Origin of the sequence: Mycobacterium sp. 2-64 (genome assembly GCF_035918375.1) — a bacterium.
Taxonomy (GTDB): Bacteria; Actinomycetota; Actinomycetes; order Mycobacteriales; family Mycobacteriaceae; genus Mycobacterium; species Mycobacterium intracellulare.
Window position 1 is genome coordinate 2,201,979 of record NZ_CP142361.1, and the last position, 25,928, is coordinate 2,227,906.

A 25,928-nucleotide genomic window follows, 5' to 3' on the forward strand; every position below is an offset into this window, starting at 1 on the left:
TCCGCGGTCATAGACTGGCGTCCCTATGAACCACTCGTCCTTCGTGCACCTGCATAACCACACCGAGTACTCGATGTTGGACGGGGCCGCGAAGATCGCGCCGATGCTCGCCGAGGTGGACCGGCTGCAAATGCCCGCGGTCGGGATGACCGACCACGGAAACATGTTCGGCGCCAGCGAGTTCTACAACGCGGCGACCAAGGCCGGGATCAAGCCGATCATCGGCGTCGAGGCCTACATCGCGCCCGCGTCGCGGTTCGACACCCGGCGGATCCTGTGGGGTGACCCCGGCCAGAAGTCCGACGACGTCTCGGGCAGCGGCTCCTACACGCACATGACGATGGTGGCCGAGACGCCCACCGGCCTGCGCAACCTGTTCAAGCTGTCCTCGTTGGCGTCGTTCGAGGGCCAGCTCGGCAAGTGGTCGCGGATGGACGCCGAGATCATCGCCGAACACGCCGAGGGCATCATCGCCACCACGGGCTGCCCCTCGGGGGAGGTGCAGACCCGGCTGCGCCTGGGTCACGACCGCGAGGCGCTGGAGTCGGCGGCCAAGTGGCGCGAGATCTTCGGCGCCGACAACTACTTCCTCGAGCTGATGGACCACGGGCTGTCCATCGAGCAGCGGGTCCGCGACGGGCTGCTCGAGATCGGCCGCAAGCTGGGCATTCCGCCGCTGGCCACCAACGACTGCCACTACGTCACCCGCGACGCCGCCCACAACCACGAGGCGCTGTTGTGCGTGCAGACCGGCAAGACGCTCTCGGACCCCAACCGGTTCAAGTTCGACGGCGACGGCTACTACCTGAAGTCGGCCGCCGAGATGCGCCGCATCTGGGACGACGAGGTCCCCGGCGCCTGCGACTCCACCCTGTTGATCGCCGAGCGGGTGCAGCCCTACGACGAGGTCTGGGCGCCGCGCGACCGGATGCCGATCTTCCCGGTGCCCGAGGGGCACGACCAGGCGAGCTGGCTACACCACGAGGTGATGGCGGGGCTGGCGCGCCGCTTCCCGTCCGGCGTCGGCCAGGACTACATCGACCGGGCCGAGTACGAGATCAAGGTCATCTGCGACAAGGGTTTCCCGTCGTACTTTTTGATCGTCGCCGACCTGATCAACTACGCCCGGTCGGTCGACATCCGGGTGGGGCCGGGGCGCGGTTCGGCGGCGGGCTCGCTGGTGGCCTACGCGCTGGGCATCACCAACATCGATCCCATTCCGCACGGCCTGCTGTTCGAGCGGTTCCTCAACCCGGAACGCCCGTCCGCGCCCGACATCGACATCGACTTCGACGACCGCCGTCGGGGCGAAATGGTGCGCTACGCCGCCGACAAGTGGGGCTCCGACCGCGTCGCCCAGGTCATCACCTTCGGCACCATCAAAACCAAAGCGGCCCTGAAGGACTCGGCACGCATCCACTACGGCCAGCCCGGCTTCGCCATCGCCGACCGGATCACCAAGGCGCTGCCGCCGCCGATCATGGCCAAGGACATCCCGCTGTCGGGGATCACCGATCCCGCCCACGAGCGGTACAAGGAGGCCGCCGAGGTCCGCGGCCTGATCGAAACCGACCCCGACGTCCGCACCATCTACCAGACCGCGCGCGGCCTGGAAGGCCTGATCCGCAACGCCGGGGTGCACGCGTGCGCGGTGATCATGAGCAGCGAGCCGCTGACCGAGGCCATTCCGCTGTGGAAGCGGCCGCAGGACGGCGCCATCATCACCGGCTGGGACTACCCGTCGTGTGAGGCCATCGGCCTGCTGAAGATGGACTTCCTGGGCCTGCGCAACCTGACGATCATCGGCGACGCCCTGGATAACATCAAGGCCAACAGGGGAATTGACCTCGACCTGGAATCCGTCCCGCTGGACGACGGACCCACCTACGAGCTGCTGGGCCGCGGCGACACCCTGGGCGTGTTCCAGCTCGACGGCGGGCCGATGCGCGACCTGCTGCGCCGCATGCAGCCCACCGAGTTCAACGACATCGTCGCGGTGCTGGCGCTGTACCGCCCCGGCCCGATGGGCATGAACGCCCACAACGACTACGCCGACCGCAAGAACGGCCGCCAGCCGATCAAGCCGATTCACCCGGAGCTAGAGGAGCCGCTGCGCGAAATCCTCTCCGAGACTTACGGTTTGATCGTCTACCAAGAGCAGATCATGTTCATCGCCCAGAAGGTCGCCTCCTACACGATGGGCAAGGCCGATGCGCTGCGCAAGGCCATGGGCAAGAAAAAGCTCGAGGTGCTCGAGGCCGAGTACAAGGGCTTCTACGAGGGCATGACCGCCAACGGCTTCTCCGAAAAAGCGGTGAAGGCGTTGTGGGACACCATCCTTCCGTTCGCCGGGTACGCGTTCAACAAATCACACGCGGCCGGCTATGGCCTGGTCTCGTACTGGACCGCCTACCTGAAGGCCAACTATCCGGCCGAGTACATGGCCGGGCTGCTGACCTCGGTGGGTGACGACAAGGACAAGGCCGCCGTCTACCTGGCCGACTGCCGCAAGCTGGGCATCACTGTGTTGCCGCCCGACGTCAACGAATCGCTGGTGAACTTCGCCTCGGTCGGAACGGACATCCGTTTCGGGCTGGGTGCGGTGCGCAACGTCGGCGCCAACGTGGTGGGTTCGCTGATCAGCACCCGCAACGGCAAGGGCAAGTTCACCGACTTCTCGGACTACCTGAACAAGATCGACATCGCCGCCTGCAACAAGAAGGTCACCGAGTCGCTGATCAAGGCCGGCGCGTTCGACTCGCTCGGTCACGCCCGCAAGGGCTTGTTCCTGGTGCACACCGACGCGGTCGATTCGGTGCTGGGCACCAAGAAGGCCGAGGCGATCGGCCAGTTCGACCTGTTCGGCGGCGACGACGGGTGCACCGAAGCGGTGTTCACCATCAAGGTGCCCGACGACGAGTGGGAGGACAAGCACAAGCTCGCGCTGGAGCGGGAGATGCTGGGCCTCTACGTGTCCGGGCATCCGCTCAACGGGGTGGCGCACCTGCTCGCCGCGCAGGTGGACACCCAGATCCCGGCCATCCTCGACGGCGACGTGCCCAACGAGACCCAGGTGCGCGTCGGCGGCATCCTCGCGTCGGTCAACCGGCGCGTCAACAAGAACGGGATGCCTTGGGCGTCAGCGCAATTGGAGGACCTCACCGGTGGCATCGAGGTGATGTTCTTCCCGCACGCGTATTCCACCTATGGCGCCGACATCGCCGATGACACCGTCGTGCTGATCAACGCCAAGGTGGCCATCCGCGACGACCGGATCAGCCTGATCGCCAACGAACTTGTGGTACCGGACTTTTCCAGCGCCCAGGTGAACCGGCCGATCGCCGTCAGCCTGCCGACGCGGCAGTGCACCATCGACAAGGTCAGCGCGCTCAAGCAGGTGCTGGCCCGGCACCCGGGGACCTCGCAGGTGCATCTGCGGCTGATCAGTGGGGACCGGATCACAACCCTGGAACTCGATGCCTCGCTTCGGGTGACGCCGTCGCCGGCGTTGATGGGTGACCTCAAGGAGCTGCTGGGCCCGGGCTGCCTGGGCGGCTAGCGGCGCCGAGTGTGCAGCGGGCCGCGCACTCGCCGACGAGTGTGAAGCTGGGCGCACGCTCGCAAACGCTCAGGCGAGCTGCACCCGCACGATGACGCTGTCCGGCCACACCCCGCGGTCACGGGCGCGCCGCACCTTCTCACGCAGACACAGATCCCGGTGCACGTTGGTCACGCCCGGCACCTTGAGCAGCGGCACGATGTTCCACTGCCAGCCATAACGGCGGTGCAGCACGCGGTTCGCCCGCTCGGCGTCGGCGCCAGACAGGACCGTGGCGCGGCCGGGCACCCACGGCGCCCGATCACCCGGACGCACCCGGCCCCGGTAATCGCAGGCCACCAGTTCGACGTCGCCGCGCGCGGCCAGCCGCCGGGTCTTAGGGCCCACCTTCGTTCGGAACACCAATCCGTCGCCGTCGAACGCGAACCAGATCGGGGTGTCGACGGCGGTGCCGTCGCGGCGAAAGGAGCGGAGCAGGGCGTAGCGGGATCCGTCCAGTTCCGCTCGTGAGGGGCGTGAGGGGATAGCCATAACCACAGTCAAGGACTTAGAGTTGGCTCTAAGTCAAGCATCGAATCGTCGGGAGGCGCCATGGCCGGTGGCCGCACCATCGGGGAGATATCCCGCCAAACCGGGGTCGCCGCGACGACGCTGCGCTACTACGAGCAGATCGGCCTGGTGCCCGAGCCGACGCGGCGAGGCGGCCAGCGTCGCTACGACGACTCGATTCTGTCCCGGCTCGAGGTGATCGCGCTGTGCAAGTCCGCGGGGTTCTCGCTCGACGAGATCCAGCTGCTGTTCGCCGACGACGCGCCAGGACGGCCGGCCAGCCGCGCCCTCGCCGAGGCGAAACTCGCCGAGATCGACGCCCAGCTGGAATCGCTGGCCCGCGCCCGCGCGGTCATCGAGTGGGGGATGCGCTGCACGTGTCCGTCAATTGACGCCTGTACGTGCGGCATTCACACCGCACCGCCGGTCTGAGCCGGCTCGAACCGGTAACGGAGTATCCGCGCTTTACGGGCAGACGCCTTGAACTTTCCGGACATCTTGGTAGCCAACCGAATCCAGCCCGGAAACAACTCGACCTCAGGAGCGTGCGCCAGGCTGGATTCTTCGACCAACCTCAACCGCGGATTCCACGTCTGCGGCACCCGCGCGTCTTTGAAGCCCGAATAGCCCCACTGCGCACCAACCTGGCTGAACATCTGCTGTCGGGCCAGCCTGACCGCAAGCCGGCTGAACCAACCGATGTGCCCGTAGTCGTTGAAGGCCAGCTCCCCGGATTTGAAGTGCTCGGTGATGCGACGGAAGACGCCGACGATCACCGCCTCGGACAAAAACGCGAACAGCCCGTCCGCGATCACCATGGTCGGCCGATCGCTGGGGATGGTCTGGGCCAGCTCTCGTCGGCCACCGATGCGACGACCGAGTGGGCTTGCCGGCTCGTCGGCAGCAGCTGGTCGCGCAACGCGATGACACCCGGCAGGTCGACGCTGTACCAGTCCACCGTGGCGGGCGGGGCGACTCGAAACAGGCCCGTGTCCAAACCGGCGCCGAGGTCCACCACGACCGCATCGGGGTGGACGGCGGTGAAACCCCGGACCCGGTCATCGAGCATCTTGGCGCGCAGGGCCGACTGGCACACCACGCTCCTGGGGATGCCGAGCGCGCCGAAGTCGTAGTCGATTTTTCGGACGGTCTCGTCGGCGAGCGTGTCGCCCAGGATGGGCCGTGGCCAACGGCTGTCGAGCGCTCGCGCGTATTGGGTCAGCAACGCGGTCTGCTCAAGTGGGGAAAGATCGTGTACGTCAAAACCCGGTTCGGACCGCATAATCGCCAACGTACTCGGTGACCCGAGCGGCGTCGTTGCCGCACCGAAGAATTCGATCAATGTATTCCGTGCTCGCTGACCACCGACGTACGCTACGGAAATGACGACTGCCGCGCATCCGGCCACCCTGTGCGAGGCGTTCCAGCGCACCGCCGCGATCGACCCGAATGCCGTCGCGCTCCGCACGCCCGGCGACACCCAGACGTTGACGTGGCGAGAGCTCGCGACCCAGGTGCGCAAGGTCGCCGCCGGGCTGGCGGGCCTGGGGGTACGGCGGTGCGACACGGTGTCGCTGATGATGGCCAACCGGATCGAGTTCTACCCCTTCGAAATCGGCGCCCAACACCTCGGCGCCACATCGTTTTCCGTGTACAGCACGCTGCCGGCCGAGCAGCTGACGTATCTGTTCGACAACGCCGGCACCAAGGTCGCCATCTGCGAGGCGCAGTACGTGGACCGCATCCGCGCCAGCGGCGCACCCATCGAGCACATCGTCTGCATCGACGGCTCGCCGCCGCCCGGCACCCTCTCCGTGGATGACCTGTATGCCGCCGCGCAGGAGGATTTCGACTTCGAATCCACCTGGCGGGCAGTGCAACCCGGCGACGTCGCCACGCTCATCTACACTTCCGGGACCACCGGAAACCCCAAGGGCGTGGAGATGACCCACGCCAACCTGCTTTTCGAGATGTATGCCTTCGACGCCGTGCTGCCCAGCCGGTACGCCGACCGCGTCACGTCGTTTCTGCCCACGGCGCACATCGCGGACCGGGTGATGGGCCTGTACAGCCTGGAGGTGTTCGGCGCCCAGGTGACGGTGGTCTCCGACCCACGCGCCATCGCCGCCGCGCTGCCCGACGCGCGGCCCACCGTGTGGGGAGCGGTGCCCCGGGTCTGGGAAAAGCTCAAGGCGGGAATCGAATTCGCGATCGCCAACGAGGCGGACGAGGCCACCCGGCAGGCGTTGCAGTGGGCGATGTCGGTGGCCGCCAAGCGCGCCGCCGCACTGGTGGCCTCAGAGCCGATGCCGGATGACCTGGCCGCCGAATGGGCCACGGCCGACGAGCTGGTGCTGTCGAAGCTGCGCGAGCGCCTCGGCTTCGGCGACCTGCGTTGGGCGGTCTCCGGGGCGGCGCCCATCCCCAAGGAGACGCTGGCCTTCTTCGCCGGCATCGGCATTCCGATCGCCGAGGTCTGGGGGATGTCGGAGCTGAGCTGCGTCGCCACCGTCAGCCACCCCCGCGAGGCGCGGCTCGGCTCCGTCGGCAAGCTGCTCCCCGGGCTCGAGGGCAAGATCGCCGACGACGGCGAGTTTCTGGTGCGCGGCCCGCTGGTGATGAAGGGCTACCGCAAGGAGCCGGAGAAGACGGCCGAGGCGATCGACGCCGACGGGTGGCTGCACACCGGCGACATCCTCGAGGCCGACGCGCAGGGCTACCTGCGGGTGGTGGACCGGAAGAAGGAGCTGATCATCAATGCGGCCGGAAAGAACATGTCGCCGGCCAACATTGAGAACTCCATCCTGGCCGCGTGCCCGATGGTCGGGGTGATGATCACCATCGGCGACGGACGGCCCTACAACACCGCGCTCATGGTTTTCGACGCCGACTCGGTCGGCCCCTATGCCGCCCAACGCGGGCTGTCCGACGCGTCGCCCGCCGCGCTGGCGGCCGACCCGGAGGTCGTCGGCCAGATCGCCGCCGGGGTGACCGCCGGCAACGCGAAACTCTCGCGGGTGGAACAAATCAAACGGTTCCGCATCCTGCCGACGCTGTGGGAGCCCGGCGGCGACGAGATCACGCTGACGATGAAACTCAAGCGCAAGCCGATCATGGCCAAGTACGCCGAGGAGATCGAAGAGCTCTACGCGCTGGACCCGCCGCCCGAGGTGCACGAGCCCTCCGGCGCCGCAACGGTGCAGCCGGCATGATCGGCGGGCCGGCGGGCACCGCCCGTGAGCTCGGTCGCGTCGGAGCGCGAAAGCTGTTGCAGCGCACCGGCCTCATCGAGGAGTCGACGACGCCCCTGGCGACCGACCCGGCCGAGGTCGCCCGATTGCTGCGCGCGCCATGGTATGACGAGCGGCTGAGCAAGCTGGCCGACGACCTCGGCCGCGACCCTTCCGCCGTGCGCGCCGAGGCCGCGTCCTACCTGCGGGAGATGGCGCCCTCGCTGGACGAGCGAGCGGTGCGGGCCTGGCGCAGCTTCAGTTGCTGGCTGATGCGGGCCTACGACGTGCTGGTCGACGAGGACCAGATCGCCCAGCTGCGCAGGCTGGATCGCAAAGCCACTCTGGCGTTTGCCTTTTCGCATCGCTCGTATCTGGACGGGCTGCTGCTGCCCGAGGTGATCCAGGCCAACCGGCTCTCGCCGGCGCTCACGTTCGGCGGCGCCAACCTGAACTTCTTCCCGATGGGCGCCTGGGCCAAGCGAACCGGGACGATCTTCATCCGGCGTCAGACGAAAGACCTTCCCGTCTACCGCTTCGTCTTGCGGGCGTACGCCGCGCAGCTGGTGCAAGACCACGCCAACATGACGTGGTCCATCGAAGGCGGCCGAACCAGGACGGGCAAACTGCGGCCCCCGGTGTTCGGGATCTTGCGGTACATCGCCGACGCGGTCGACGAAATCGACGGCCCCGAAGTGTATTTGGTGCCGACCTCGATCGTGTACGACCAGCTGCACGAGGTGGAGGCCATGACCACCGAGGCCTACGGCGCGACGAAGCGGCCGGAAGACTTCCGCTTCCTGATCCGGCTGGCGCGCCAGCAGGGTGAGCGGCTGGGCCGCGCCTACCTCGACTTCGGTGAACCGCTGCCGCTGCGCAAGCGCCTCGAGGAGCTGCGCGCCTTGCAAAAAACATCAGAGTCCGGCGCCAGCACCGAGATCGAACGCATCGCGCTGGACGTCGAGCACCGGATCAACCGCGCCACCCCCGTCACCCCGACCGCGGTGGTGAGCCTCGCGCTGCTGGGCGCCGACCGCTCGCTGTCGATCAGCGAGGTGCTGGCCACCGTGCGGCCGCTGGCGAGCTACATCGCGGCGCGCAACTGGACGGTGGCCGGCGCCGCCGACCTGACGAATCGCTCCACCATCCGCTGGACCCTGCACCAGCTGGTCGCCTCCGGCGTCGTGAGCGTGTATGACGCCGGCACCGAACCGGTCTGGGGCATCGGGGCGGAGCAGCACCTGGTCGCCGCGTTCTACCGCAACGCCGCCATTCACATCGTGGTCGACCGCGCGATCGCCGAGACGGCGCTGCTGGCCGCCGTCGAAGACGCCGAGGCCTCGGTCGAGGGCCTGGTCCAGCCGACGGCCGTGCGCGATGAGGCGCTGCGCCTGCGCGAGTTGCTGAAGTTCGAGTTCCTGTTCTCGGCGCGCGCGCAGTTCGAGAAGGAGCTCACCGACGAGGTGCGCCTGATCGGACGGGTGGACGACACCCGCAAGGCCGCCCACGCGGCCGACGTACGCGGCCTGCTGGAGAAGGCCGACGTGCTGCTGGCGCACCTCGTGCTGCGCCCGTTCCTCGACGCCTACCACATCGTGGCCGACCGGCTCGCCGCCTACGACGACGAATCGTTCGACGAGGACGCGTTTCTCGCCGAGTGCCTCGAGGTGGGCAAGCAATGGGAGTTGCAGCGCAGGATCGCCAGCGCCGAGTCGCGGTCGATGGAGTTGTTCAAGACGGCGCTGCGACTGGCCCGGCATCGCGAGTTGGTCGACGGCGTCGACGGGCCGGACATCGCACGACGCCGGCGTGAGTTCGCCGACGAGATCGCCACCGCGGTCCGGCGCGTCAACGCCATCGCGGAGCTGGCCAGGACCTGCTGATCACTCGTCCACCGGGCGCGCGGGTTCACGGACCATTAACGTTTGGTCGCGATAGTGCGTTGGCCCTATCGGTGAAGCGAGGATCTGATGAGTGACGAGTCGACCGGGCAGGCCCGCCCGCTGATCGGGTACATCACCCATGAGATCGCGCCGCAGATCACCCCCGCGCCGATCGGGCGGACGTGGATGTCGGAGATGCGTCAGGGCTGGCCCCACCGGTGCCTGCCGATGCTGATCGCCAATCAGAGCGGCTGGGAGGTGCGCAACCGCAACGCATTCACGGCGACGTGGATGGGCGGGGACGACCGCACCAGCCTGATGATCGCGCCCGACACCCGCGAGGGCGGCCAGTTCCTGCCCTCCAGCCACTTCGGCTACGGCATCTTGACCTGGCATCTGCCGATGCTGTTTCGCACCCCGCCGGGCTACAACCTGTTGGTGCGGGGTCCGGCGAACCATCCCAAGGACGCCATCTCCGCGTTGGAAGGCGTCGTCGAAACCGATTGGTCCAGTTCGAGTTTCAGCATGAACTGGAAATTCACCCGCGAGTTCATGCCGGTGCGCTTCGAGGTCGACGAGCCGATCTGCATGATCGTCCCGCAGCGCCGCGCCGAACTGGAGGAGTTCGCCCCCGAACTTCGGCCCATCGAGTCCGACGAGGAACTGCATCGCAAGCACGAGTTCTTCCTGGGCTCACGCGGCGCGCTGGGACGCGAGCAGGAGACGGCCGACGGCGCCCCCGGCGAGCGGGTGCCGTGGCAGGGCGACTACACCCGGGGCCGCCACGCCGACGGCGAGTCCGGGGCCGACGACCACCAGACGAAGCGCCGCCTGCGTCCCTTCGCCGCGCACGAACCCGAGCACCGGGACTAGCGCGATTGCCCGCCTCCCAGCGACAGCGGTGTGGACGAGCCGTAACCAACCTGGGGGTCCTGGCCGGACCTACACTTTCTAGTTATGAACAAGGTTACGAGGGTCTTGTTTGCGCTGTTGCTCGCGTTCGCGGTCTCAACTACCTCGGTGAGCTGCGTACCTCCCTACTGCCCCCTCACCGGCGGCCCGGCCGTCATCTGCTAGTCACCCGCGGCCACTGAGGGGTGAAACCGCTCGCCGCACGGATAAGCCAACCGCGTGGCTGGCCTTCGGCAGCGCAGCCGTCGGGCGGCCGCTGATCGTATTTGGCGAATCAGGCTGGGCGGTCATAGATCTGGGACCTCGAGCGCGAAGCCCATGTTTTGAGTGTGGCTGGGCGCGCCGCGGTTCACAGCCTCGATGGTTTGCGTCTTGGTGTGCTTGACCGCGTCGCGTGACGGCCGCAGCGCCACGAGGGGGAGCAAGGTAGAGATCGCCATGTGCCACGAACAATGAGAACCGGCCGTTGTCGCTCGGAGGTGGGCATTAGCACTATGTCCGTCGAGCCGTGACCCGTGGGGCCGGTGCGGCCCCTGTGGCGAACTCAGTCACCGCAGACCGGGCGCCGCGCTTAAAGTTGGTGGCATGCCGCTTTCTGGAGAGTACGAGCCGTCGCCCTGGGACTGGTCTCGCGAGCAAGCCGACAAGTACGCCGCGTCGGGGGGCGCCGAGGCTGCCGACATGAAGGGCAAGCCGATCATCCTGCTGACCACGGTCGGCGCCAAGACCGGCAAACTCCGCAAGACCCCGCTGATGCGGGTCGAGCACGACGGCCAGTACGCCGTCGTCGCCTCGCTCGGCGGAGCGCCGAAAAACCCGGTCTGGTACCACAACATCAAGAAGAACCCCCGGGTGGAGTTGCAGGACGGCTCCGTCACCCGCGACTACGACGCCCGCGAGGTGTTCGGTGACGAGAAGGCCGTCTGGTGGGAGCGGGCCGTCGAGGCCTGGCCGGAGTACGCCGAGTATCAGACCAAGACTGACCGCCAGATCCCGGTGTTCGTGCTGACCCCGGTCGGCTGAATTCCGGAGTTGGCCAGCTGGCATGGCACCATTAATCAGTGTCCGCTGAATTGAGCCGCCCTCCGAGCGTCGCGCCGCTGACCGCGGCGGACATCGACACCGCGGCCAAGCGGATCGCGGCCGTCGTGACGCCGACCCCGTTGCAGTTCAGCGACCGGTTGTCGGCCATCACCGGCGCGCGGGTCTACCTCAAGCGCGAGGACCTGCAGATCGTGCGCTCCTACAAACTGCGGGGCGCCTACAACCTGCTGGTTCAGCTCTCCGAGACGGAGCTGGCCGCGGGCGTGGTGTGTTCGTCGGCGGGCAACCACGCCCAGGGCTTCGCCTACGCGTGCCGGATGTTGCAGGTGCACGGCCGCGTCTACGTGCCCGCCAAGACGCCCATGCAAAAGCGTGACCGCATCCGCTACCACGGCGGGGACTTCATCGAGCTGATCGTCGGTGGAACGACCTACGACCTTGCCGCCGAGGCCGCGCTGGCCGACGTGGAAAGCACCGGCGCCACCCTGGTCCCGCCCTACGACGACCCCCGCACCATGGCGGGCCAGGGCACCATCGCCGTCGAACTGCTCGACCAACTCGAGACCGAGCCGGACCTGGTGGTGGTCCCGGTGGGCGGCGGCGGCTGCATCGCCGGCATCACCAGCTACCTCGCCGAGCGGACCGAGAACACGTCGGTCCTCGGCGTCGAACCGGCCGGCGCCGCGGCGATGATGGCCGCCCTGTCCGCCGGCGAGCCGGTGACCCTGGATCACGTCGACCAGTTCGTCGACGGCGCCGCGGTGCGCCGCGCCGGCGACCTGACCTACGCCGCGCTGGCGGCCGCCGGCGACATGGTGTCGATCACCGCGGTCGACGAGGGAGCGGTGTGCACCACGATGCTCGACCTCTACCAGAACGAGGGCATCATCGCCGAACCCGCGGGCGCCCTGTCGGTGACGGGATTGCTGGATGCCGATATCGAGCCCGGCTCGACGGTGGTGTGCCTGATTTCCGGAGGCAACAACGACGTCTCGCGCTACGGCGAAGTGCTGGAGCGTTCGCTGGTCCACCTCGGCCTTAAGCACTACTTCCTGGTCGACTTCCCGCAGGAGCCCGGCGCCCTGCGCCGGTTCCTCGACGAGGTACTCGGACCCAACGACGACATCACGCTCTTCGAGTACGTCAAGCGCAACAACCGGGAGACCGGCGAGGCGCTCGTGGGCATCCAGTTGGGATCCTCGGCCGACCTGGACGGCCTGCTGTCGAGGATGCGCGCGACGGAGCTGCACGTCGAAACCCTGAAACCCGGGTCGCCCGCCTACCGCTACCTGCTGCTCTAGCCGTCGGGCCGCGTTACATGCACGAGCCGTATGGACCCGGGACCCCCGGATTCGGGGTGGTCAGCGCCGCCACCATCGCCTTGCTCGTGCTGCTCGCGTGGGCGGCCATCTGGGTCGCCCGGCGCGGGCGCCTGCTGCGGGGCCTGCGGGAGAGGGTGTCGGGCGTCGCCGTGATCGGCGAGACCCTGGCGTGGGCGCGCGAGCGGATCAGCGACCGCTGGCGGGCGCTGGCCGGCCGGCTGCCGATCAGCGAGGTCGCCGCCGTGGCGCTGCTGCTCGGGCTGGCCGTGGTCGTGACGCTGGCGGTCGGCTTCACCGAAGTGCTCGACGACGTGCTGGAGGGCGACGGCATCGCCGTGATCGACCACCCGGTGACCCGGTGGCTTGCGACCCATCGTGACCTGTGGCTGACCACCGTCCTGCGGACGATCACCGTCGCGGGCGGCCCCCTGTTCCTGGCCGCGTTCGCCCTGCCGATTGCCATGGTGGCCGGTTGGCGGTGCGGGTCGTGGCGCCCGGTGGTGCTCGCCCTGGCGTGCGGCGCCGGGGTCCCGTTGATGCTCTTCACCGCCAAGGCCTTGGTGGGGCGGAATCGCCCGGCCCTGCCGTTCGCCCTCGTCGACGCGGACGGGTACTCGTTTCCCTCCGGACACGCCACCGGCACGGCGGCGATCATGGTCATCTCCGCGTGGATATTGACCCGCTGGCTGATCCGGGGGTGGACCGGGCGCGTGACGGTGTGGGCCGTCACGATCGGCGCGGGGTTCCTGATCGGATTCTCGCGCGTCTACCTGGGCGTCCATTACCTCAGCGACGTGCTCGCGGGCTGGCTGCTGGGCATGGCCTGGGCGGGCGCGGTCATGGTCGTCGGCACCTGGTGGGACAACACCCGACGGGCCCGCGACCGGCAACCGGGGGCGTGAGCTCAGCCTCGGCGCCGGCCGAGGTATGGCGGCGCGGGAATGGCGGGATCGAGGTCGGCGGCCGGCACCGGCGTCCCGGCCGTCAGGGTCAGCGGCACCACGCCGGCCCAGTGGGGCAGCGGGAGGTCCTGCGGGTCGTCGGCCGGGGGACCGCCGCGCACCTTGGCCGACACCTCGGCGAGGTCGAGCGCGAGCACCCCGGTCGCGGCGAGCTCGCGGGCGTCGGGGGCCCGGCAGTCGGCGGCGCGCCCGGGCGCGATGTGGTCGAGCAGGCAGCCCAGCGCCCGCGACTTCTCCGCCGGGTCGTCGACCACGCGCGCCTCACCCACCGCGACCACCGAGCGGAAGTTCACCGAGTGGTGCATCGCCGAGCGCGCCAGCACCAGCCCGTCGACCAGGGTGACGGTGACGCACACCGGCAGGCCCGAACCCGCTGCCTGGGCCGCCCGCGCCGCCAGGAGCGGGCCGCTGCCGGTCGAACCGTGCAAATAGAGCGTCTCGTCCAGCCGGGCGTGCGTGGTCGGCAGGACCACCGGGCGGCCGGCGCTCAGGTATCCCAGATGGCAGACCAGCGCCTCGTCGAGGATGTCGTGGACGGTGCGACGGTCGTAGCGGGCGCGTTCCCGGTAGCGGGTCGGGGTGGTGCGTGAGGTCGGCGGGTATGCGGTGTCCGCGGAATTGCCCATTGATTTGTCCTAGTACATAATGTAATGCGTGCCAGTACAAAACAGCATAACCGGAACCGGCGCGGATTCCATAGCCGCGAGCATCGAAGCGGCGATCTCGGCCGGCTCCCTGACCCCCGGCGACGCGCTGCCGCCCGTCCGCGAGCTGGCCACGCAGCTCGGCGTGAACGCCAACACCGCCGCCGCGGCCTACCGCCTGCTGCGCGATCGCGGCGCCGTCGAAACCGCCGGCCGCCGGGGCACCCGGGTGCGGCACCGGCCGGCGACCAGCCCGCGTTCGCTGCTCGGGCTCGACGTGCCCGCGGGCGTGCGCGACCTGTCGACCGGCAACCCGAACCCGCGCCTGCTGCCCATCGCGGGCACCGCCCCGCCCGCACCGGCGCCCGCCGCGCCCGTGCTCTACGGTGGGCCGGCGATCTCGCCGGCGCTGGAGGAGTTCGCCCGCCACGCGCTGATCGCAGACGGGGTGCCCGCCGAACACCTGGCGGTGACCAGCGGCGCGCTGGACGGCATCGAGCGCGCGCTCACCGCGCATCTGCGCCCCGGCGATCGGGTCGCCATCGAGGATCCGGGGTGGGCGAACCTGCTCGATCTTCTTGCCGCCCTGGGGCTTTCGGCCGAGCCGGTGCGCGTGGACGACGACGGGCCGTTGACCGCCGACCTGGCCCGGGCCCTCGGGCGCGGGGTACGCGCGCTGGTCCTGACCAACCGCGCGCAGAACCCGACGGGCGCCGCGCTATCGGCGCAACGCGCCGAGGGCCTGCGTGAGGTGTTGGCCCACCGCGCCGAGGACCTGCTGGTGGTCGAGGACGATCACTGCGCGGGCATCGCCGGCGTACCGCTGCGCACCCTGGCCGGCTGCACCGCCCACTGGGCGTTCGTCCGCTCGGCGTCCAAGGCCTACGGCCCGGACCTGCGCGTGGCCGTGCTGGCCGGTGACCACCGGACCGTCGAGCGCGTGCATGGCCGCCTGCGGCTCGGGCCGGGCTGGGTCAGCCACCTGTTGCAACGGCTGGCCGTCGGCCTGTGGTCCGACAGCGCGGCAGCCGAGCTGGTCGCCGACGCCGAGCGGCACTACGCCGACCGCCGGTCGCGGCTGTGCGACGCCCTGGCCGGCCGCGGTCTCGACGCGCACGGACGGTCCGGGCTCAACGTGTGGGTGCCGGTTCCCGACGAGGCGGTCGCGATCTCACGGCTGCTCGGCGCGGGCTGGGCGGCGGCGCCGGGCGCCCGATTCCGCATGCGGACTCCGGCGGGGATCCGGCTGACGATCTCGGACCTGGCGCCCGCCGAGATCGATCCACTCGCCGACGCGGTCGCCCAGGCGGTGCGCCCCGACGGCCGGCCCATCGTGTAGCCGCAGGTCAGGCGGTCTCGTCGTCACCCGGGCCGGGGCCGGTCCATAACAGCTCGATGGTGGGGTTGGGTGGCGCGTCGCGGCGCACGGTGCGCCGGGTGTTCAGGCCGCGGCGGGTCGGATTGTGCGAGCAGATCCGCCGCAGTTTGTGACCGAATTCAGAATGATTCATGGCCGCATCATCGGGGTCGACGCCCCGCGGCCGCCACTCAGTTATCCACAGCCCGCGCGGGTGCGGCGAGGATGGCGAACGAATGGCCTTGCAGCACAGCGCCGTCGGCGTCGACGGCCGGCTCCTCCCAGGCCAGCACGACCTCGCCGCCGACCGGCACCCGCACGGGCTCGGCGCCCAGGTTGCACACGATGCGCAGCCGCCCGCGCGACACGGCGATCCAGCCCTGGTCCTCGTCGTAGTCGACCGCGAGGTGCTCGAGCCAGGGATCGGCGAGGTCGGGGTCGGTGCGCCGCAACGCGATCAGGTCGCGATACAGCCGGCGCAGGCGGGCGTGTTCGCCGGTGTCGACCTCGTCCCAGTTCAGCTTGGAGCGCGCGAACGTCTCGGGGTCCTGCGGGTCGGGGATCTCGTCGGCGTCCCAGCCGTGCTCGGCGAACTCGGCCTTGCGTCCCTCGGCGGTTGCCCTGGCCAGCTCCGGTTCGGGATGGGAGCTGAAGAACTGGAACGGCGTGGCCGCCGCGTATTCCTCACCCATGAAAAGCATTGCGGTGTAGTGGGATCCGAGCGCCAGAGCCGCCTTGATGGCCAGCTGGCCGCCGGTCAGGTTCTGTGAGGGGCGATCCCCCAGGGCGCGGTTGCCGACCTGATCGTGGGTGCAGGTGTAGGCGACCAGGCGGGTCGCCGGAATGGCTCCGGTGTCCAGCGGGCGGCCGTGGCGGCGACGCCGGAACGACGAATAGGTCGCGGCGTGAAAGAAGCCCTGGCGCAACGTGTGCGCCAGGGTGGCCAGGCTGCCGAAGTCGCCGTAGTAGCCCTGGCGCTCGCCGGACACCGCGGTGTGGATGGCGTGATGAACGTCGTCGGCCCATTGCGCGGTCAGACCGTAGCCGCCGCGATCGCGCGGGGTGATCAGCCGCGGGTCGTTCAGGTCGCTCTCGGCGATCAGCGACAACGGGCGCCCCAACTGCTGTGCCAGCCAGTCGGTTTCGGTGGCAAGTTCTTCGAGGATATGGATGGCGGTGGTGTCCACCAGTGCGTGGACGGCGTCCAGCCGCAGACCGTCGGCATGAAAATCGCGCATCCAGCGCAACGCGCAGCCGATGATGTAGCGGCGGACCTCGTCGGAGTCGGCGTCGGCGATGTTGATGCCCTCGCCCCACGGGTTGCTCGCCGAGGACAGGTAGGGGCCGAACCGCGGCAGGTAGTTGCCCGACGGGCCCAGGTGGTTGAACACCGCGTCGATCAGCACGCCCAGCCCCTTCGCGTGGCAGGCGTCGACGAAGCGCACCAGCGCGTCGGGGCCGCCATAGGGCTCGTGCACGCTGTACCACAACACCCCGTCGTATCCCCAACCGTGGCTGCCGGCAAAGGAATTCACCGGCATCAGCTCGACGAAGTCCACGCCGAGATCCACCAGATAGTCCAGCTTGTCGATGGCGGCGTCGAGGGTCCCGGCACCGGTGAACGTCCCCAGGTGCAGCTCGTAGATCACCGCGCCTTCGACCGACCGGCCGGCCCACCCGGTGTCGGTCCACGTCGCGCCGGCCGGGTCCCACAGCTGGGAGCGGGCGTGCACGCCCTCGGGCTGGCGCGCGGAGCGCGGGTCGGGCAGCACGGTGGGGTCGTCGTCGAGCAGGTACCCGTAGCGGGCGTCCGGCGCGGTGTCCACGCTCGCATGCCACCAGCCGTCCCGCGAGCGCGTCATGGGGTGCACCTGGCCCTCGACGTCGAGCCGGACCCGTTCGGGTTTGGGCGCCCACACCCGGAAGTCAGTCATGGTGCCGCTCCAGCAGCACGACCGGCAGGTCGGCGAACAACTGGGCCGCCGAGGTCGGTCCGTCCGCGACCGCCCCGGTGAGCGCGTCTTTCCAGGTGCCGTCGGGCAGCGGCAAAACGGTGTTGCCCCAGCCGCTTTCGGCCAGCCGCACCGTCCAGCGGGTCACCGCGACCACGATGTCTCCGCCATTTGAGCCCCGGCGGAAGGCCACCACGTGGTCGGCGGCGTCGCCGTCGGCCAGCACCGGGACGTAGTCGCCCCGCAAGAAGCTGTCCGGGTGGGCGCGGCGCACGCGCAGCGCGGTGGTGACGACCCGGATCTTCGGGTGCTGCAACTCGTGCAGGGCGGCGCGCCGGGCCGCGTAGTCGACCGGCCGGCGATTGTCCGGATCGACCAGGCTGTCGTCCCACAGCTCGGTGCCCTGATAGACGTCCGGAATCCCCGGCACGGTCAGCGCCAGCAGCTTCTGACCCAGCGCGTCACTGGCGGCGTGCGGATTGAGTTGCGCGACAAGCTCGGTCAGTTGCCCGGCCACCGGGCCGTCGAGCACCGTGTCCAGCCAGCGGTGGATCGCGTCCTCGAAGTCGGTGTCGGGGTCGTTCCACGAGGTGTGCCAGGCCGCTTCCCGGATGGCCTTCTCCGCGTAGCCGTGCAGCCGCTCGCGCAGCTCGCGGGTGACCTGCCCGCTGACCGGCCACACGCCGAAGATGTTCTGCCACAGGAACTGTCCGGTCGCCGGGTCGGGGGAGGGGGCGCGGGTCTCCCAGCGGGCGACGAACTCGGCCCACAGCGACGGCACCTGCGACAGCACCCCGATCCGGGCGCGCACGTCCTCTCCGCGTTTGGTGTCGTGGGTGGTCAGCGTCGTCATGGCCTGCGGCCACATCCGGGCGCGGCTGGCGGCGCTGTGATGGAACTCGGCCGCGCCGACCCCGAAGCGGTGCGGCTCGCCGCCCACCTCGTTCAGCGATACCAACCGGGCGTCGCGATAGAACAGGCAGTCCTCGACAGACTTTGCGGTGACGGCCCCGCACAGCTGCTGTAGCCGGGTGGCCGGCTCGCCGCCGCGGGCCAGCGCCGCGGCCAGCACCTGCAGCGCCGGGCCCAATTCCGGTGCGGCCGCCTCGGTTTCGGCCAGTGCGGTGGGCAACAGCGCGACCAGGCCGGGGTAGTCGCTGCGGTAGACGCCGAGGTGGGTGAGCAACGCCGCCACCGCCGCGGGCAGCTGCGGGTGGTCGGCGCCGGCGGCGGCAGCGATGCTGCGGCGCAGCCGGGACAGCTCGCTGCCCAACGTGTCGGTGGCCGAACGGATCTTGAGGTCGGCCAGCATGTCCGGCAACGCCCGGTAGTCCACGCCGGAGGACTCCACCAGCGCGGTCAGCGCCGGGGCGCCCTGCGGATCCACGAAGAGGCCGCCGACCTCACGCAGCACGTCGTAACCGGTGGTGCCGCCGACCGGCAGGGTGGGCTCGAGCGCCTCGTCGACCGCCAGGATCTTCTCGATCACGATCCAGGCCGAGGGGCCGACCAATTCGCGTAACCACGCCAGGTAGCCGCACGGATCGGACAGGCCGTCGGGGTGATCGATGCGCACACCGTCGACGAGCCCCTCGGCGAACCACCGCCCGACTTCGGCGTGCGTGGCGTCGAAGACCGCGCGGTCTTCCTGGCGCAGCCCCGCCAGCGAGGTGATCGAGAAGAACCGGCGGTAGCCGCACACGCCGTTGCGCCAGCCCACCAGGCGGTAGTGCTGGCGATCGTGCACCTCGGGACCGGTGCCGCCGGCGGTGCCGGGCGCGATCGGCAGCGCCAGATCGCCCAGGCGCAGCACGTCCCCGTCGACGGTCAGGTCGGCGGCGTCCTCGTCGGAGCCCAGCACCGGCAGCACGATGCGGCCATCCTGGTCGAGGTCCCAGTCGATGTCGAAAAACGTTGCGTAGGGCGAAGAACGGCCGTTCCGCAGGACGTCCCACCACCAGGGGTTCTGCCGGGGCTGGTCGATTCCGACGTGGTTGGGCACGATGTCGACGACCAGTCCCAGGCCACGCGCCCGCGCCGCCGCCGACAGCCGCGCCAGGCCGTCACGGCCGCCGAGCTCGGGGGACACCGTCGTGGGGTCGGTGACGTCGTAGCCGTGGCTCGACCCGGTGGTCGCGGTCATGATCGGGGACAGGTACAGGTGCGTCACCCCGAGGTCGTCCAGGTAGTCCAGCAGGTCTTCCGCGTCGGCGAAGGTGAACGCGGACCCGCTCGACTCACCACGCAGCTGCAGCCGATAGGTGGACAGGATGGGTAAATCCATGCGTCACAGAGTCTTACGCAAGATGAGCAACGAGCGTGAGGGCAACGACACCTTCTCCTCGGCGGTCACCACCTGGTCGGGACCCTCTTTGCTGCCCGTCGGTTCGTTGGTGTCCAGTTCCACCGTCCACTCCTGCGCATAGTCGTCGGGCGGCATCGAGAACTCCACCGGATCGTCGCCGGCGTTGAAGCACAACAGGAATGAGTCGTCGACCACCCGCTCCCCGCGGGCGTTCGGCGCGGTGATGGCGTCACCGTTGAGGAAGACGGCCACGCACTTGTGAAAGCTCTCGCCCCAATCCTCGTGCGTCATCTCGCGGCTGCTCGGATTCAGCCAGGCGATGTCACGCACCTCGTCGCCGCTGCGGATCGGCTCGCCCTCGAAGAACCGGCGCCGGCGAAACACCGGGTGCTGCTTGCGAAGGGCGGTCACCTTGCGCGCGAACGCCAGCAGGTCGGAGTTCTTGTCGACCAAAGACCAATCCATCCAAGACAATTCGGAGTCCTGGCAGTAAACGTTGTTGTTGCCGTTCTGGGTACGCCCGAGCTCGTCGCCGTGGGCGATCATCGGCGTGCCCTGGCTGACCATCAGCGTCGCCCAGAAGTTGCGCATCTGTCGGTAGCGCAGCTCGGTGATGTCGGGGTCGTCGGTGGGGCCCTCGACGCCACAGTTCCACGAGCGGTTGTGGCTTTCGCCGTCCCGGTTGTCCTCGCCGTTGGCCATGTTGTGCTTTTCGTTGTAGGACACCAGGTCATTGAGCGTGAAGCCGTCGTGCGCCGTGACGAAGTTGATGCTGGCGCTGGGGCGCCGGCCGGTCGCCTCGTACAGGTCCGACGACCCGGTCAGCCGGGAGGCGAACTCACCCAGGGTTGCGGGCTCACCCCGCCAGTAATCGCGCACAGTATCGCGATACTTCCCGTTCCACTCGGTCCACAAACCCGGGAAGTTTCCGACTTGATAGCCGCCCTCGCCGACGTCCCACGGCTCGGCGATCAGTTTGACCTGGCTGACGATCGGATCCTGCTGCACCAGATCGAAAAACGCGCTCAACCGGTCGACGTCGTGCAGTTCGCGGGCCAGCGTGGCGGCCAGGTCGAAGCGGAATCCGTCGACGTGCATCTCGGTCACCCAGTAGCGCAGCGAGTCCATGATCAGCTGCAGTACGTGCGGGTGGCGCGGGTTGAGGCTGTTACCGGTGCCGGTGTAGTCCTTGTACAACCGCAGGTCGCCGTCGACGAGCCGGTAGTACGCGGCGTTGTCGATGCCCCGGAAATTGATGGTCGGCCCCAGGTGATTGCCCTCGGCGGTGTGGTTGTAGACCACGTCGAGGATCACCTCGATGCCCGCCTCGTGGAAGCTGCGCACCATGGACTTGAACTCGGCGACGCTGGAGTTGCGGTTGGCGGCGTATTGGTTGTGCGGGGCGAAGAACCCGAACGTGTTGTAGCCCCAGTAGTTTCGCAATCCCAGGTCGAGCAGTCGCGAGTCGTGCATGAACTGGTGCACCGGCATCAGTTCGATGGCGGTGACGTTGAGCGACTTGAGATGGTCGATGATCGCCGGGTGGGCCAGGCCGGCGTAGGTGCCCCGCAGCTCCTCCGGGACGCTGGGGTGGTTCTGCGTCATGCCCTTGACATGCGCCTCGTAGATGACGGTTTCGTGGTACGGGGTCAGCGGGGCTCGGTCGGATCCCCAGTCGAAGAACGGGTTGCTCACCACGCTGGTCATGGTGTGGCCCAGCGAGTCGACCATGGGGGGAGTTCCCGGGTCGGCTCCGTCGGCGTTGGGTCCCTCGGGGTCCCTTTCCCGGTAGGCCTTCAGGTCGTAGGAGAACAGCGCCTGGCCGAACGCGAAATCGCCGTGAAAAGCCTTGCCGTACGGGTCGAGCAACAACTTGCTGGGGTCGCACCGGTGACCCGCCGCCGGGTCGAAGGGGCCGTAGACGCGAAACCCGTAGCGCTGGCCCGGGTTGATGTTGGGCAGATAGGCGTGCCAGACGTATCCGTCCACCTCCTCCAGGGGAATCCGCGACTCGCCGCCCCGGTGGTCGATCAGGCACAGCTCGACCTTTTCGGCGATTTCGGAGAACAGGGAGAAGTTGGTCCCGGCGCCGTCGTAGGACGCCCCGAGCGGATATGGGTTTCCCGGCCAGACGGTGGCGAGTTTGGGTTCTTGGTGACCGCCTGGTTCTGAAGCGGAATTGTTGGTGGACACCTATCGACCTTATCCGCGGCGCGGGATCCTCACGAACGTACGGCGGTCCGCGAGGCGGTTCACCACCAGCCGGTGTTCTCGGCGATCTGGCGGCCCAGTTCTGGCGCCATGGTCCGCATGTAGGTGGGGGAAAGGTGGTGGGCGCCGTGGTAGACCAGGATGTTGCCCTCGACCGGGCGGCACACGTCGGCGCGGCAGATCGCGTCGGACATGTCGAGCACCTTGAGCTGCGGGAATTGGCTGACGAAGTCGAGGGTCTGGTTGCGGTCGGAGAGCAGGTCGGACCGCTTGATCGCGCATGACTGCGCGGTCGCGCCCCGTTTGGCCAGGCAGTCCGCCGGGTCGAACGGCTGGCCGTTCTTCACCAGCCACGGGGTGTCTCGCATTCCGAGGATGGGAATGTTGTTGTCGGACAACGTTTGCCAAATCCCGATGTAGGTGGCGGGCATCACGTCGCCGGACTTGATGTTCCACGGCCGGGTGGTCGTAGTGAAGACGTAGTCGGGGCGGTCGGTGACCAGTTTGGTCATCGTCTGTTGCACCCACTCGCGGCACTGCGGGTAGGGGGCGTTGTTGCCCATGATCAGCGGGACCTGCTCGGTCGACAGCGGGCAGCCCATCTTGAGATACGTCACGACCTTGAAGTGGTGCAGCTTGCCCAGGATGTCCAGCGCGGGCAGCCAGTGCTCGGCGTGCGACCCGCCCGCCAGCGCGATCGTGCGCTCGGCGGCGGCATCGCCGTAGGTGCAGTTGACCACCGCGGGGTTGACGAAGTCGCTGATGCACCCGTCCTTGGTCGAGGCTGGCAGGTCCTGCTTCACCTCCAAGACCGTGGGCCGCATCGGCAGTTTCGGCACGCGCACGCGTTCGGTCAGGGCCCGTGCGCCGGGATAGTCCTGCGGGTTGAGGACGCTGAGCTCCTTGCCCGCCGACCGCACCACCGTGACGTGTTGACGCCACGTGAACGACGTCGCCGTCAGCGTCACGCCCAGCAGCACGACCGCCGATCCCAGCACCAGCGTCGGTCGCCGGAGGCGGGCCAGCCACCGGGTGGTCGGCGCGGCCGGACGGGGTGCCGGCTTCGAGGCGGCCCGGTAGCGCAGGGGGTCCTCGACGAGCCGGTTGGTCAGGTACGCCAGCACGCCCGACACCACCAGCAGCACCGCGCCTTCGAGGAACGTGGCGTGCTTGTGACCGGTATAGGACAGCCAGAAGATGAGCAGCGGCCAATGCCAGAGGTAGAGCGAATACGCCATGGCGCCCAGCTCGACCAGCGGACGCGTCGCCAGCAGCCGATTGGGCAGCGGCAGCCGGCCCTCGGCGCCGCGCTCGCCCGTCGAGCCGGCTCCGACGAGGATCAGCAGCATGGCGGCGCCGACGGGGACCAGGGCCCACGGGCCGGGGAACTCGCGCACGCCGTCGATGAGCGCCCCGCACGACAGCACCGTGCCCAGCGCGACCGTCGCCAGCGCCGTGCGCAACCACATGGGCCAGCGGATGCGGGTCACCAGCGCCCCGACCAGCGCCCCCAGCAGCAACTCCCAGCCGCGCGCGAAGCTGTCGTAATAGGCGGCCGTCTGGTTGTCCTGGTGCGCGATGATCGCGTAGACGAACGAGGCCAGCGTCAGCGCGCTCAGCACCACCAGGAACACCGTCTTCAGCCGGGCGCCCGGCCGACGCCCGCACAGGTACGCCAGGCCGGCGATCACGACGAGGAAGCTGACGTAGAACTGGCCCTGCACCGACATCGACCAGATGTGCTGCAGGGGGCTGACGGCCTCGCCGGCGCGCAGGTAGTCGGAGGCGGTGTTGGCCAACTCCCAGTTCTGGTAGTAACCGAGGCTGGCGAGGCTCTGGTCGGCGAAGGCCTCCCAGCGGGTTTCCGGCTGAACCAGGATGGTGAGCACCGCGCACCCGGCCAGCACGACGACGAGGGCCGGAACGAGGCGACGGACGAGCCGGATCACCTCGGCCACCGGCGACAGGGTGACCGCCGGGTTCAACGCGGCGCGAATGATCTTGCCGCCGAAGAAGAATCCGGACAGCGCCAGGAAGACGTCGACGCCGCCGGAGACGCGGCCGAACCAGATGTGGAACACGGCGACGAGCGCGATCGCAATGCCGCGCAAGCCGTCGAGGTCGTCGCGATAGAACCCCTGCGACCCCCAGGATTCCGCGGTGGGCGCCCCCGAGTCCCCCGGATCGGCGGCGGCGATCGGTGCGGAAGGACGTGTCGGGGTCTGCATGATCGACCGCTAATTTACCCAAAACCCGCCACCCGTTCCCGACCGCGCGCGGCGGGGGAGCGAGTGGCGGGCGTCGGAAGGCAGCGGACGACCCGTGGGAATTACCGGGTGAGACCGGCGCCCGCCGGCTGCAACGGGGCCTGCTGGGTGGGCAGCTGCTGCACGGGTGCCTGCTGTAACGGCGCCTGTTGTGTCGGTGCCAGCTGCAACGGCGCACGCTGGGTCGGCACCTGCTGCGCCGGCGCCTGCTGCGTCGGGACCTGCTGCAGCGGCGCCTGCTGCGTCGGGACCTGCTGCAACGGCGCCTGCTGGGTGGGCAGTTGCTGCTGCGGCGCTTGCGTGAACGGGGACTGCTGCACCGGCGCCTGCTGCAACGGCGCCTGTTGTGTCGGCGCCTGCTGAGCCGGTGCCTGCTGCAATGGCGCCTGCTGAGCCGGAGCCTGCTGGGTGGGCAGCTGCTGAGCCGGGGCCTGTGGCGTCGGCGCGGAAGCGCCGAGGATGCGGACCATGTAGGGCGTCATGCCGTTGGCGCGCACCGGCGAGACCTGCACGACGTCGCCGACCTCGAGCATCTGGTTGTTGCCCAGGTACATCGCGACGCTTTGCGTGCCTTCGGGTCCGTAGAAGATCAGGTCACCCTTGCGGGCCTGCTGCGGCAGGATCTTCTGGCCGACGCGGTAGATCGCCCCGGAGGAACGCGGCAGCTTCACGCCGGCACCGGCGTACGCGTACTGCATCAGCCCCGAGGCGTCGAAACCGACGGTGTTGGCGCCCGTACCGGTGCCGCGGGTGGGGCCGTTGATGCCGCCCCCGGCCCAGGAGAACGGCACGCCGCGCTGCGACAGACCGCGGGCGATCACCACGTCGGTGGCCTGCTGATAGTCCATCGACCTGGCGCCCGGGTCGGCGGTCGCGACGGTGGGAACCACCATCGGCGCCCCGAGCAGGGCCAAACCGATCGCGAGGGCGTAGATGCGTTTCATGTTTCTGGCCTCTCAGGCGCTCGTGGGGCCTCGACGCGGTGACCTCGCGCGTCCGCCCCCGGTTCATGGATCGGGCGACGGCCCCCACGCTGGGGCCGCGCCGTCCATGGCACTTGCGTAGTGAACCGGCCCGTCAGACTGGCCGTATTCACATCAGTCACAACCGTAACTTTGACAACAGATGGTTTTAGCCGCCAGGGCCCCGGGGGATTATTTGTCGTACCGTGACCGGACGGTGACTGGCGCGGCCCAATCCCGTATGCGCAGTTGTGATTTCGGTCTCAGCCGGCTACGACGTAGCCATCCCGTCACGGGGCGGAGACGCCGGCCCGATCAGAGCCAATAGCGTTCGCTGAACAAGGTCAGCATCGTTCCCGCCGCCGAGCTCACCATGACCAGCGCCAGAGCCAGAACCGGCCAGAAAGACATGTACCAGCCCTTCAGGATGGACACCACCGGGCCGATGACGGCGGCGGTGAGGGCCGCCCCGATCCCGCCCCACACCACCGGGTGGATGTACAGATCCAGCCCGAAGGGAACCGGCCCGCAGGTCTCGTCCGCGCAGACATGCGCCAGGAAGCCGAAAAGCCGCGACGGCCAGGTCGTCGCCGTGGCCAGCACGGCGAGCAGGACCAGCAGGGTGACGGTGCAGACGACGTCCCACACCGCCAGCCGCACCCGGATCACCCGCGGCGCCCCGGGGGCCTCGGCGTCGTAATCCACCAGGTCGGGTGCGGGCCCTGCGCTGTCGGGCTGCTGCGGCGTGGCCATGATGTCCCATGCTTCC

General features: G+C 69.0%; 17 protein-coding genes and 2 pseudogenes. 9 read left to right on the plus strand and 10 right to left on the minus strand.

Annotated elements, in window-relative coordinates:
• The first annotated feature begins 25 nt into the window (after nt 1-25).
• A complete protein-coding gene (gene dnaE / locus QGN31_RS10530) occupies nt 26-3,559 on the plus strand; it encodes a DNA polymerase III subunit alpha (RefSeq protein WP_008257857.1) in 3,534 nt (1,177 codons plus the stop codon).
• Nucleotides 3,560-3,628: 69 nt separating this feature from the next.
• On the opposite strand, the gene QGN31_RS10535 is transcribed toward dnaE, so the two are convergent.
• Nucleotides 3,629-4,090, minus strand: a complete 462-nt coding sequence (locus QGN31_RS10535; protein WP_008257855.1) for a PPOX class F420-dependent oxidoreductase — start codon at nt 4,088-4,090, stop codon at nt 3,629-3,631.
• A gap of 60 nt (nt 4,091-4,150) precedes the next feature.
• On the opposite strand from QGN31_RS10535, the gene QGN31_RS10540 reads away from it, so the two are divergent.
• Nucleotides 4,151-4,540: a helix-turn-helix domain-containing protein gene (locus QGN31_RS10540; RefSeq protein ID WP_020822850.1), complete on the plus strand. Its 390-nt coding sequence runs from the start codon at nt 4,151-4,153 to the stop codon at nt 4,538-4,540.
• Here QGN31_RS10540 and QGN31_RS10545 read toward each other — a convergent pair.
• Nucleotides 4,519-5,390 (minus strand): annotated as a pseudogene (locus QGN31_RS10545) (class I SAM-dependent methyltransferase). The gene QGN31_RS10540 and the pseudogene QGN31_RS10545 sit on opposite strands and share 22 nt — an antisense overlap.
• Nucleotides 5,391-5,490: 100 nt before the next feature.
• Between QGN31_RS10545 and fadD11 the strand changes: the two are divergent.
• The 6 genes from fadD11 to QGN31_RS10575 all read left to right on the plus strand — a co-directional run bounded on the left by fadD11 (nt 5,491) and on the right by QGN31_RS10575 (nt 13,401).
• Entirely contained in the window at nt 5,491-7,320 is a 1,830-nt protein-coding gene (gene fadD11, locus QGN31_RS10550) for a fatty acid--CoA ligase FadD11 (RefSeq protein ID WP_326544700.1), read from the plus strand.
• Nucleotides 7,317-9,221, plus strand: coding sequence for a lysophospholipid acyltransferase (locus QGN31_RS10555; RefSeq protein ID WP_095580231.1), 1,905 nt, complete (start codon nt 7,317-7,319; stop codon nt 9,219-9,221). The genes fadD11 and QGN31_RS10555 overlap by 4 nt, the downstream gene beginning before the upstream one ends.
• An 87-nt stretch (nt 9,222-9,308) precedes the next feature.
• Nucleotides 9,309-10,094 (plus strand): DUF6065 family protein, encoded by a 786-nt coding sequence (locus tag QGN31_RS10560; RefSeq protein ID WP_201409259.1) that lies wholly within the window; start codon nt 9,309-9,311, stop codon nt 10,092-10,094.
• 624 nt (nt 10,095-10,718) lie between these two features.
• Nucleotides 10,719-11,156 (plus strand): nitroreductase family deazaflavin-dependent oxidoreductase, encoded by a 438-nt coding sequence (locus QGN31_RS10565; RefSeq protein WP_036459140.1) that lies wholly within the window; start codon nt 10,719-10,721, stop codon nt 11,154-11,156.
• A gap of 38 nt (nt 11,157-11,194) precedes the next feature.
• Nucleotides 11,195-12,478, plus strand: a complete 1,284-nt coding sequence (gene ilvA, locus QGN31_RS10570; RefSeq protein WP_008257839.1) for a threonine ammonia-lyase — start codon at nt 11,195-11,197, stop codon at nt 12,476-12,478.
• Between the two features lie 17 nt (nt 12,479-12,495).
• On the plus strand, nt 12,496-13,401 hold the full coding sequence (locus QGN31_RS10575) for a phosphatase PAP2 family protein (RefSeq protein WP_043955017.1): 906 nt from the start codon (nt 12,496-12,498) through the stop codon (nt 13,399-13,401).
• A gap of 2 nt (nt 13,402-13,403) precedes the next feature.
• On the opposite strand, the gene QGN31_RS10580 is transcribed toward QGN31_RS10575, so the two are convergent.
• A complete protein-coding gene (locus QGN31_RS10580) occupies nt 13,404-14,087 on the minus strand; it encodes a pyridoxamine 5'-phosphate oxidase family protein (RefSeq protein ID WP_095580225.1) in 684 nt (227 codons plus the stop codon).
• 28 nt (nt 14,088-14,115) lie between these two features.
• Here QGN31_RS10580 and QGN31_RS10585 point away from each other — a divergent pair, with 28 nt between their 5' ends.
• Nucleotides 14,116-15,444 carry an aminotransferase class I/II-fold pyridoxal phosphate-dependent enzyme gene (locus QGN31_RS10585; protein WP_201409260.1) on the plus strand — a complete coding sequence of 443 codons (1,329 nt, stop codon included), beginning with the start codon at nt 14,116-14,118 and terminating at the stop codon, nt 15,442-15,444.
• Nucleotides 15,445-15,451: 7 nt separating this feature from the next.
• Here the strand turns inward: QGN31_RS10585 and QGN31_RS10590 are convergent, their stop codons facing one another.
• From QGN31_RS10590 to QGN31_RS10620, 7 genes and pseudogenes are all read right to left on the minus strand, one after another.
• Entirely contained in the window at nt 15,452-15,616 is a 165-nt protein-coding gene (locus tag QGN31_RS10590; RefSeq protein WP_009954057.1) for a hypothetical protein, read from the minus strand.
• A 37-nt stretch (nt 15,617-15,653) separates the two neighbouring features.
• A complete protein-coding gene (treZ, locus tag QGN31_RS10595; RefSeq protein WP_201409261.1) occupies nt 15,654-17,396 on the minus strand; it encodes a malto-oligosyltrehalose trehalohydrolase in 1,743 nt (580 codons plus the stop codon).
• Nucleotides 17,389-19,698: a malto-oligosyltrehalose synthase gene (gene treY, locus QGN31_RS10600; protein ID WP_009954059.1), complete on the minus strand. Its 2,310-nt coding sequence runs from the start codon at nt 19,696-19,698 to the stop codon at nt 17,389-17,391. The genes treZ and treY overlap by 8 nt, the downstream gene beginning before the upstream one ends.
• Nucleotides 19,699-19,701: 3 nt before the next feature.
• Nucleotides 19,702-21,912: a glycogen debranching protein GlgX gene (glgX, locus tag QGN31_RS10605; protein WP_014380376.1), complete on the minus strand. Its 2,211-nt coding sequence runs from the start codon at nt 21,910-21,912 to the stop codon at nt 19,702-19,704.
• Nucleotides 21,913-21,971: 59 nt separating this feature from the next.
• Entirely contained in the window at nt 21,972-24,158 is a 2,187-nt protein-coding gene (locus tag QGN31_RS10610; protein WP_201409262.1) for an acyltransferase family protein, read from the minus strand.
• Nucleotides 24,159-24,472: 314 nt separating this feature from the next.
• A pseudogene (gene ripD / locus QGN31_RS10615) lies at nt 24,473-25,141 on the minus strand (NlpC/P60 family peptidoglycan-binding protein RipD); the annotation flags it as partial.
• Between the two features lie 333 nt (nt 25,142-25,474).
• Entirely contained in the window at nt 25,475-25,912 is a 438-nt protein-coding gene (locus tag QGN31_RS10620) for a hypothetical protein (protein ID WP_008257820.1), read from the minus strand.
• Between the last annotated feature and the right edge of the window lie 16 nt (nt 25,913-25,928).

Excerpts from the sequence above, each read along its gene's own strand:
- dnaE (WP_008257857.1), top strand. The coding sequence starts at position 26 with ATGAACCACTCGTCCTTCGTGCACCTGCATAACCACACCGAGTACTCG.
- QGN31_RS10535 (WP_008257855.1), bottom strand. The coding sequence starts at position 4,090 with ATGGCTATCCCCTCACGCCCCTCACGAGCGGAACTGGACGGATCCCGC.
- QGN31_RS10540 (WP_020822850.1), top strand. The coding sequence starts at position 4,151 with ATGGCCGGTGGCCGCACCATCGGGGAGATATCCCGCCAAACCGGGGTC.
- fadD11 (WP_326544700.1), top strand. The coding sequence starts at position 5,491 with ATGACGACTGCCGCGCATCCGGCCACCCTGTGCGAGGCGTTCCAGCGC.
- QGN31_RS10555 (WP_095580231.1), top strand. The coding sequence starts at position 7,317 with ATGATCGGCGGGCCGGCGGGCACCGCCCGTGAGCTCGGTCGCGTCGGA.
- QGN31_RS10560 (WP_201409259.1), top strand. The coding sequence starts at position 9,309 with ATGAGTGACGAGTCGACCGGGCAGGCCCGCCCGCTGATCGGGTACATC.
- QGN31_RS10565 (WP_036459140.1), top strand. The coding sequence starts at position 10,719 with ATGCCGCTTTCTGGAGAGTACGAGCCGTCGCCCTGGGACTGGTCTCGC.
- QGN31_RS10575 (WP_043955017.1), top strand. The coding sequence starts at position 12,496 with ATGCACGAGCCGTATGGACCCGGGACCCCCGGATTCGGGGTGGTCAGC.
- QGN31_RS10580 (WP_095580225.1), bottom strand. The coding sequence starts at position 14,087 with ATGGGCAATTCCGCGGACACCGCATACCCGCCGACCTCACGCACCACC.
- QGN31_RS10590 (WP_009954057.1), bottom strand. The coding sequence starts at position 15,616 with ATGAATCATTCTGAATTCGGTCACAAACTGCGGCGGATCTGCTCGCAC.
- treZ (WP_201409261.1), bottom strand. The coding sequence starts at position 17,396 with ATGACTGACTTCCGGGTGTGGGCGCCCAAACCCGAACGGGTCCGGCTC.
- treY (WP_009954059.1), bottom strand. The coding sequence starts at position 19,698 with ATGGATTTACCCATCCTGTCCACCTATCGGCTGCAGCTGCGTGGTGAG.
- QGN31_RS10610 (WP_201409262.1), bottom strand. The coding sequence starts at position 24,158 with ATGCAGACCCCGACACGTCCTTCCGCACCGATCGCCGCCGCCGATCCG.
- QGN31_RS10620 (WP_008257820.1), bottom strand. The coding sequence starts at position 25,912 with ATGGCCACGCCGCAGCAGCCCGACAGCGCAGGGCCCGCACCCGACCTG.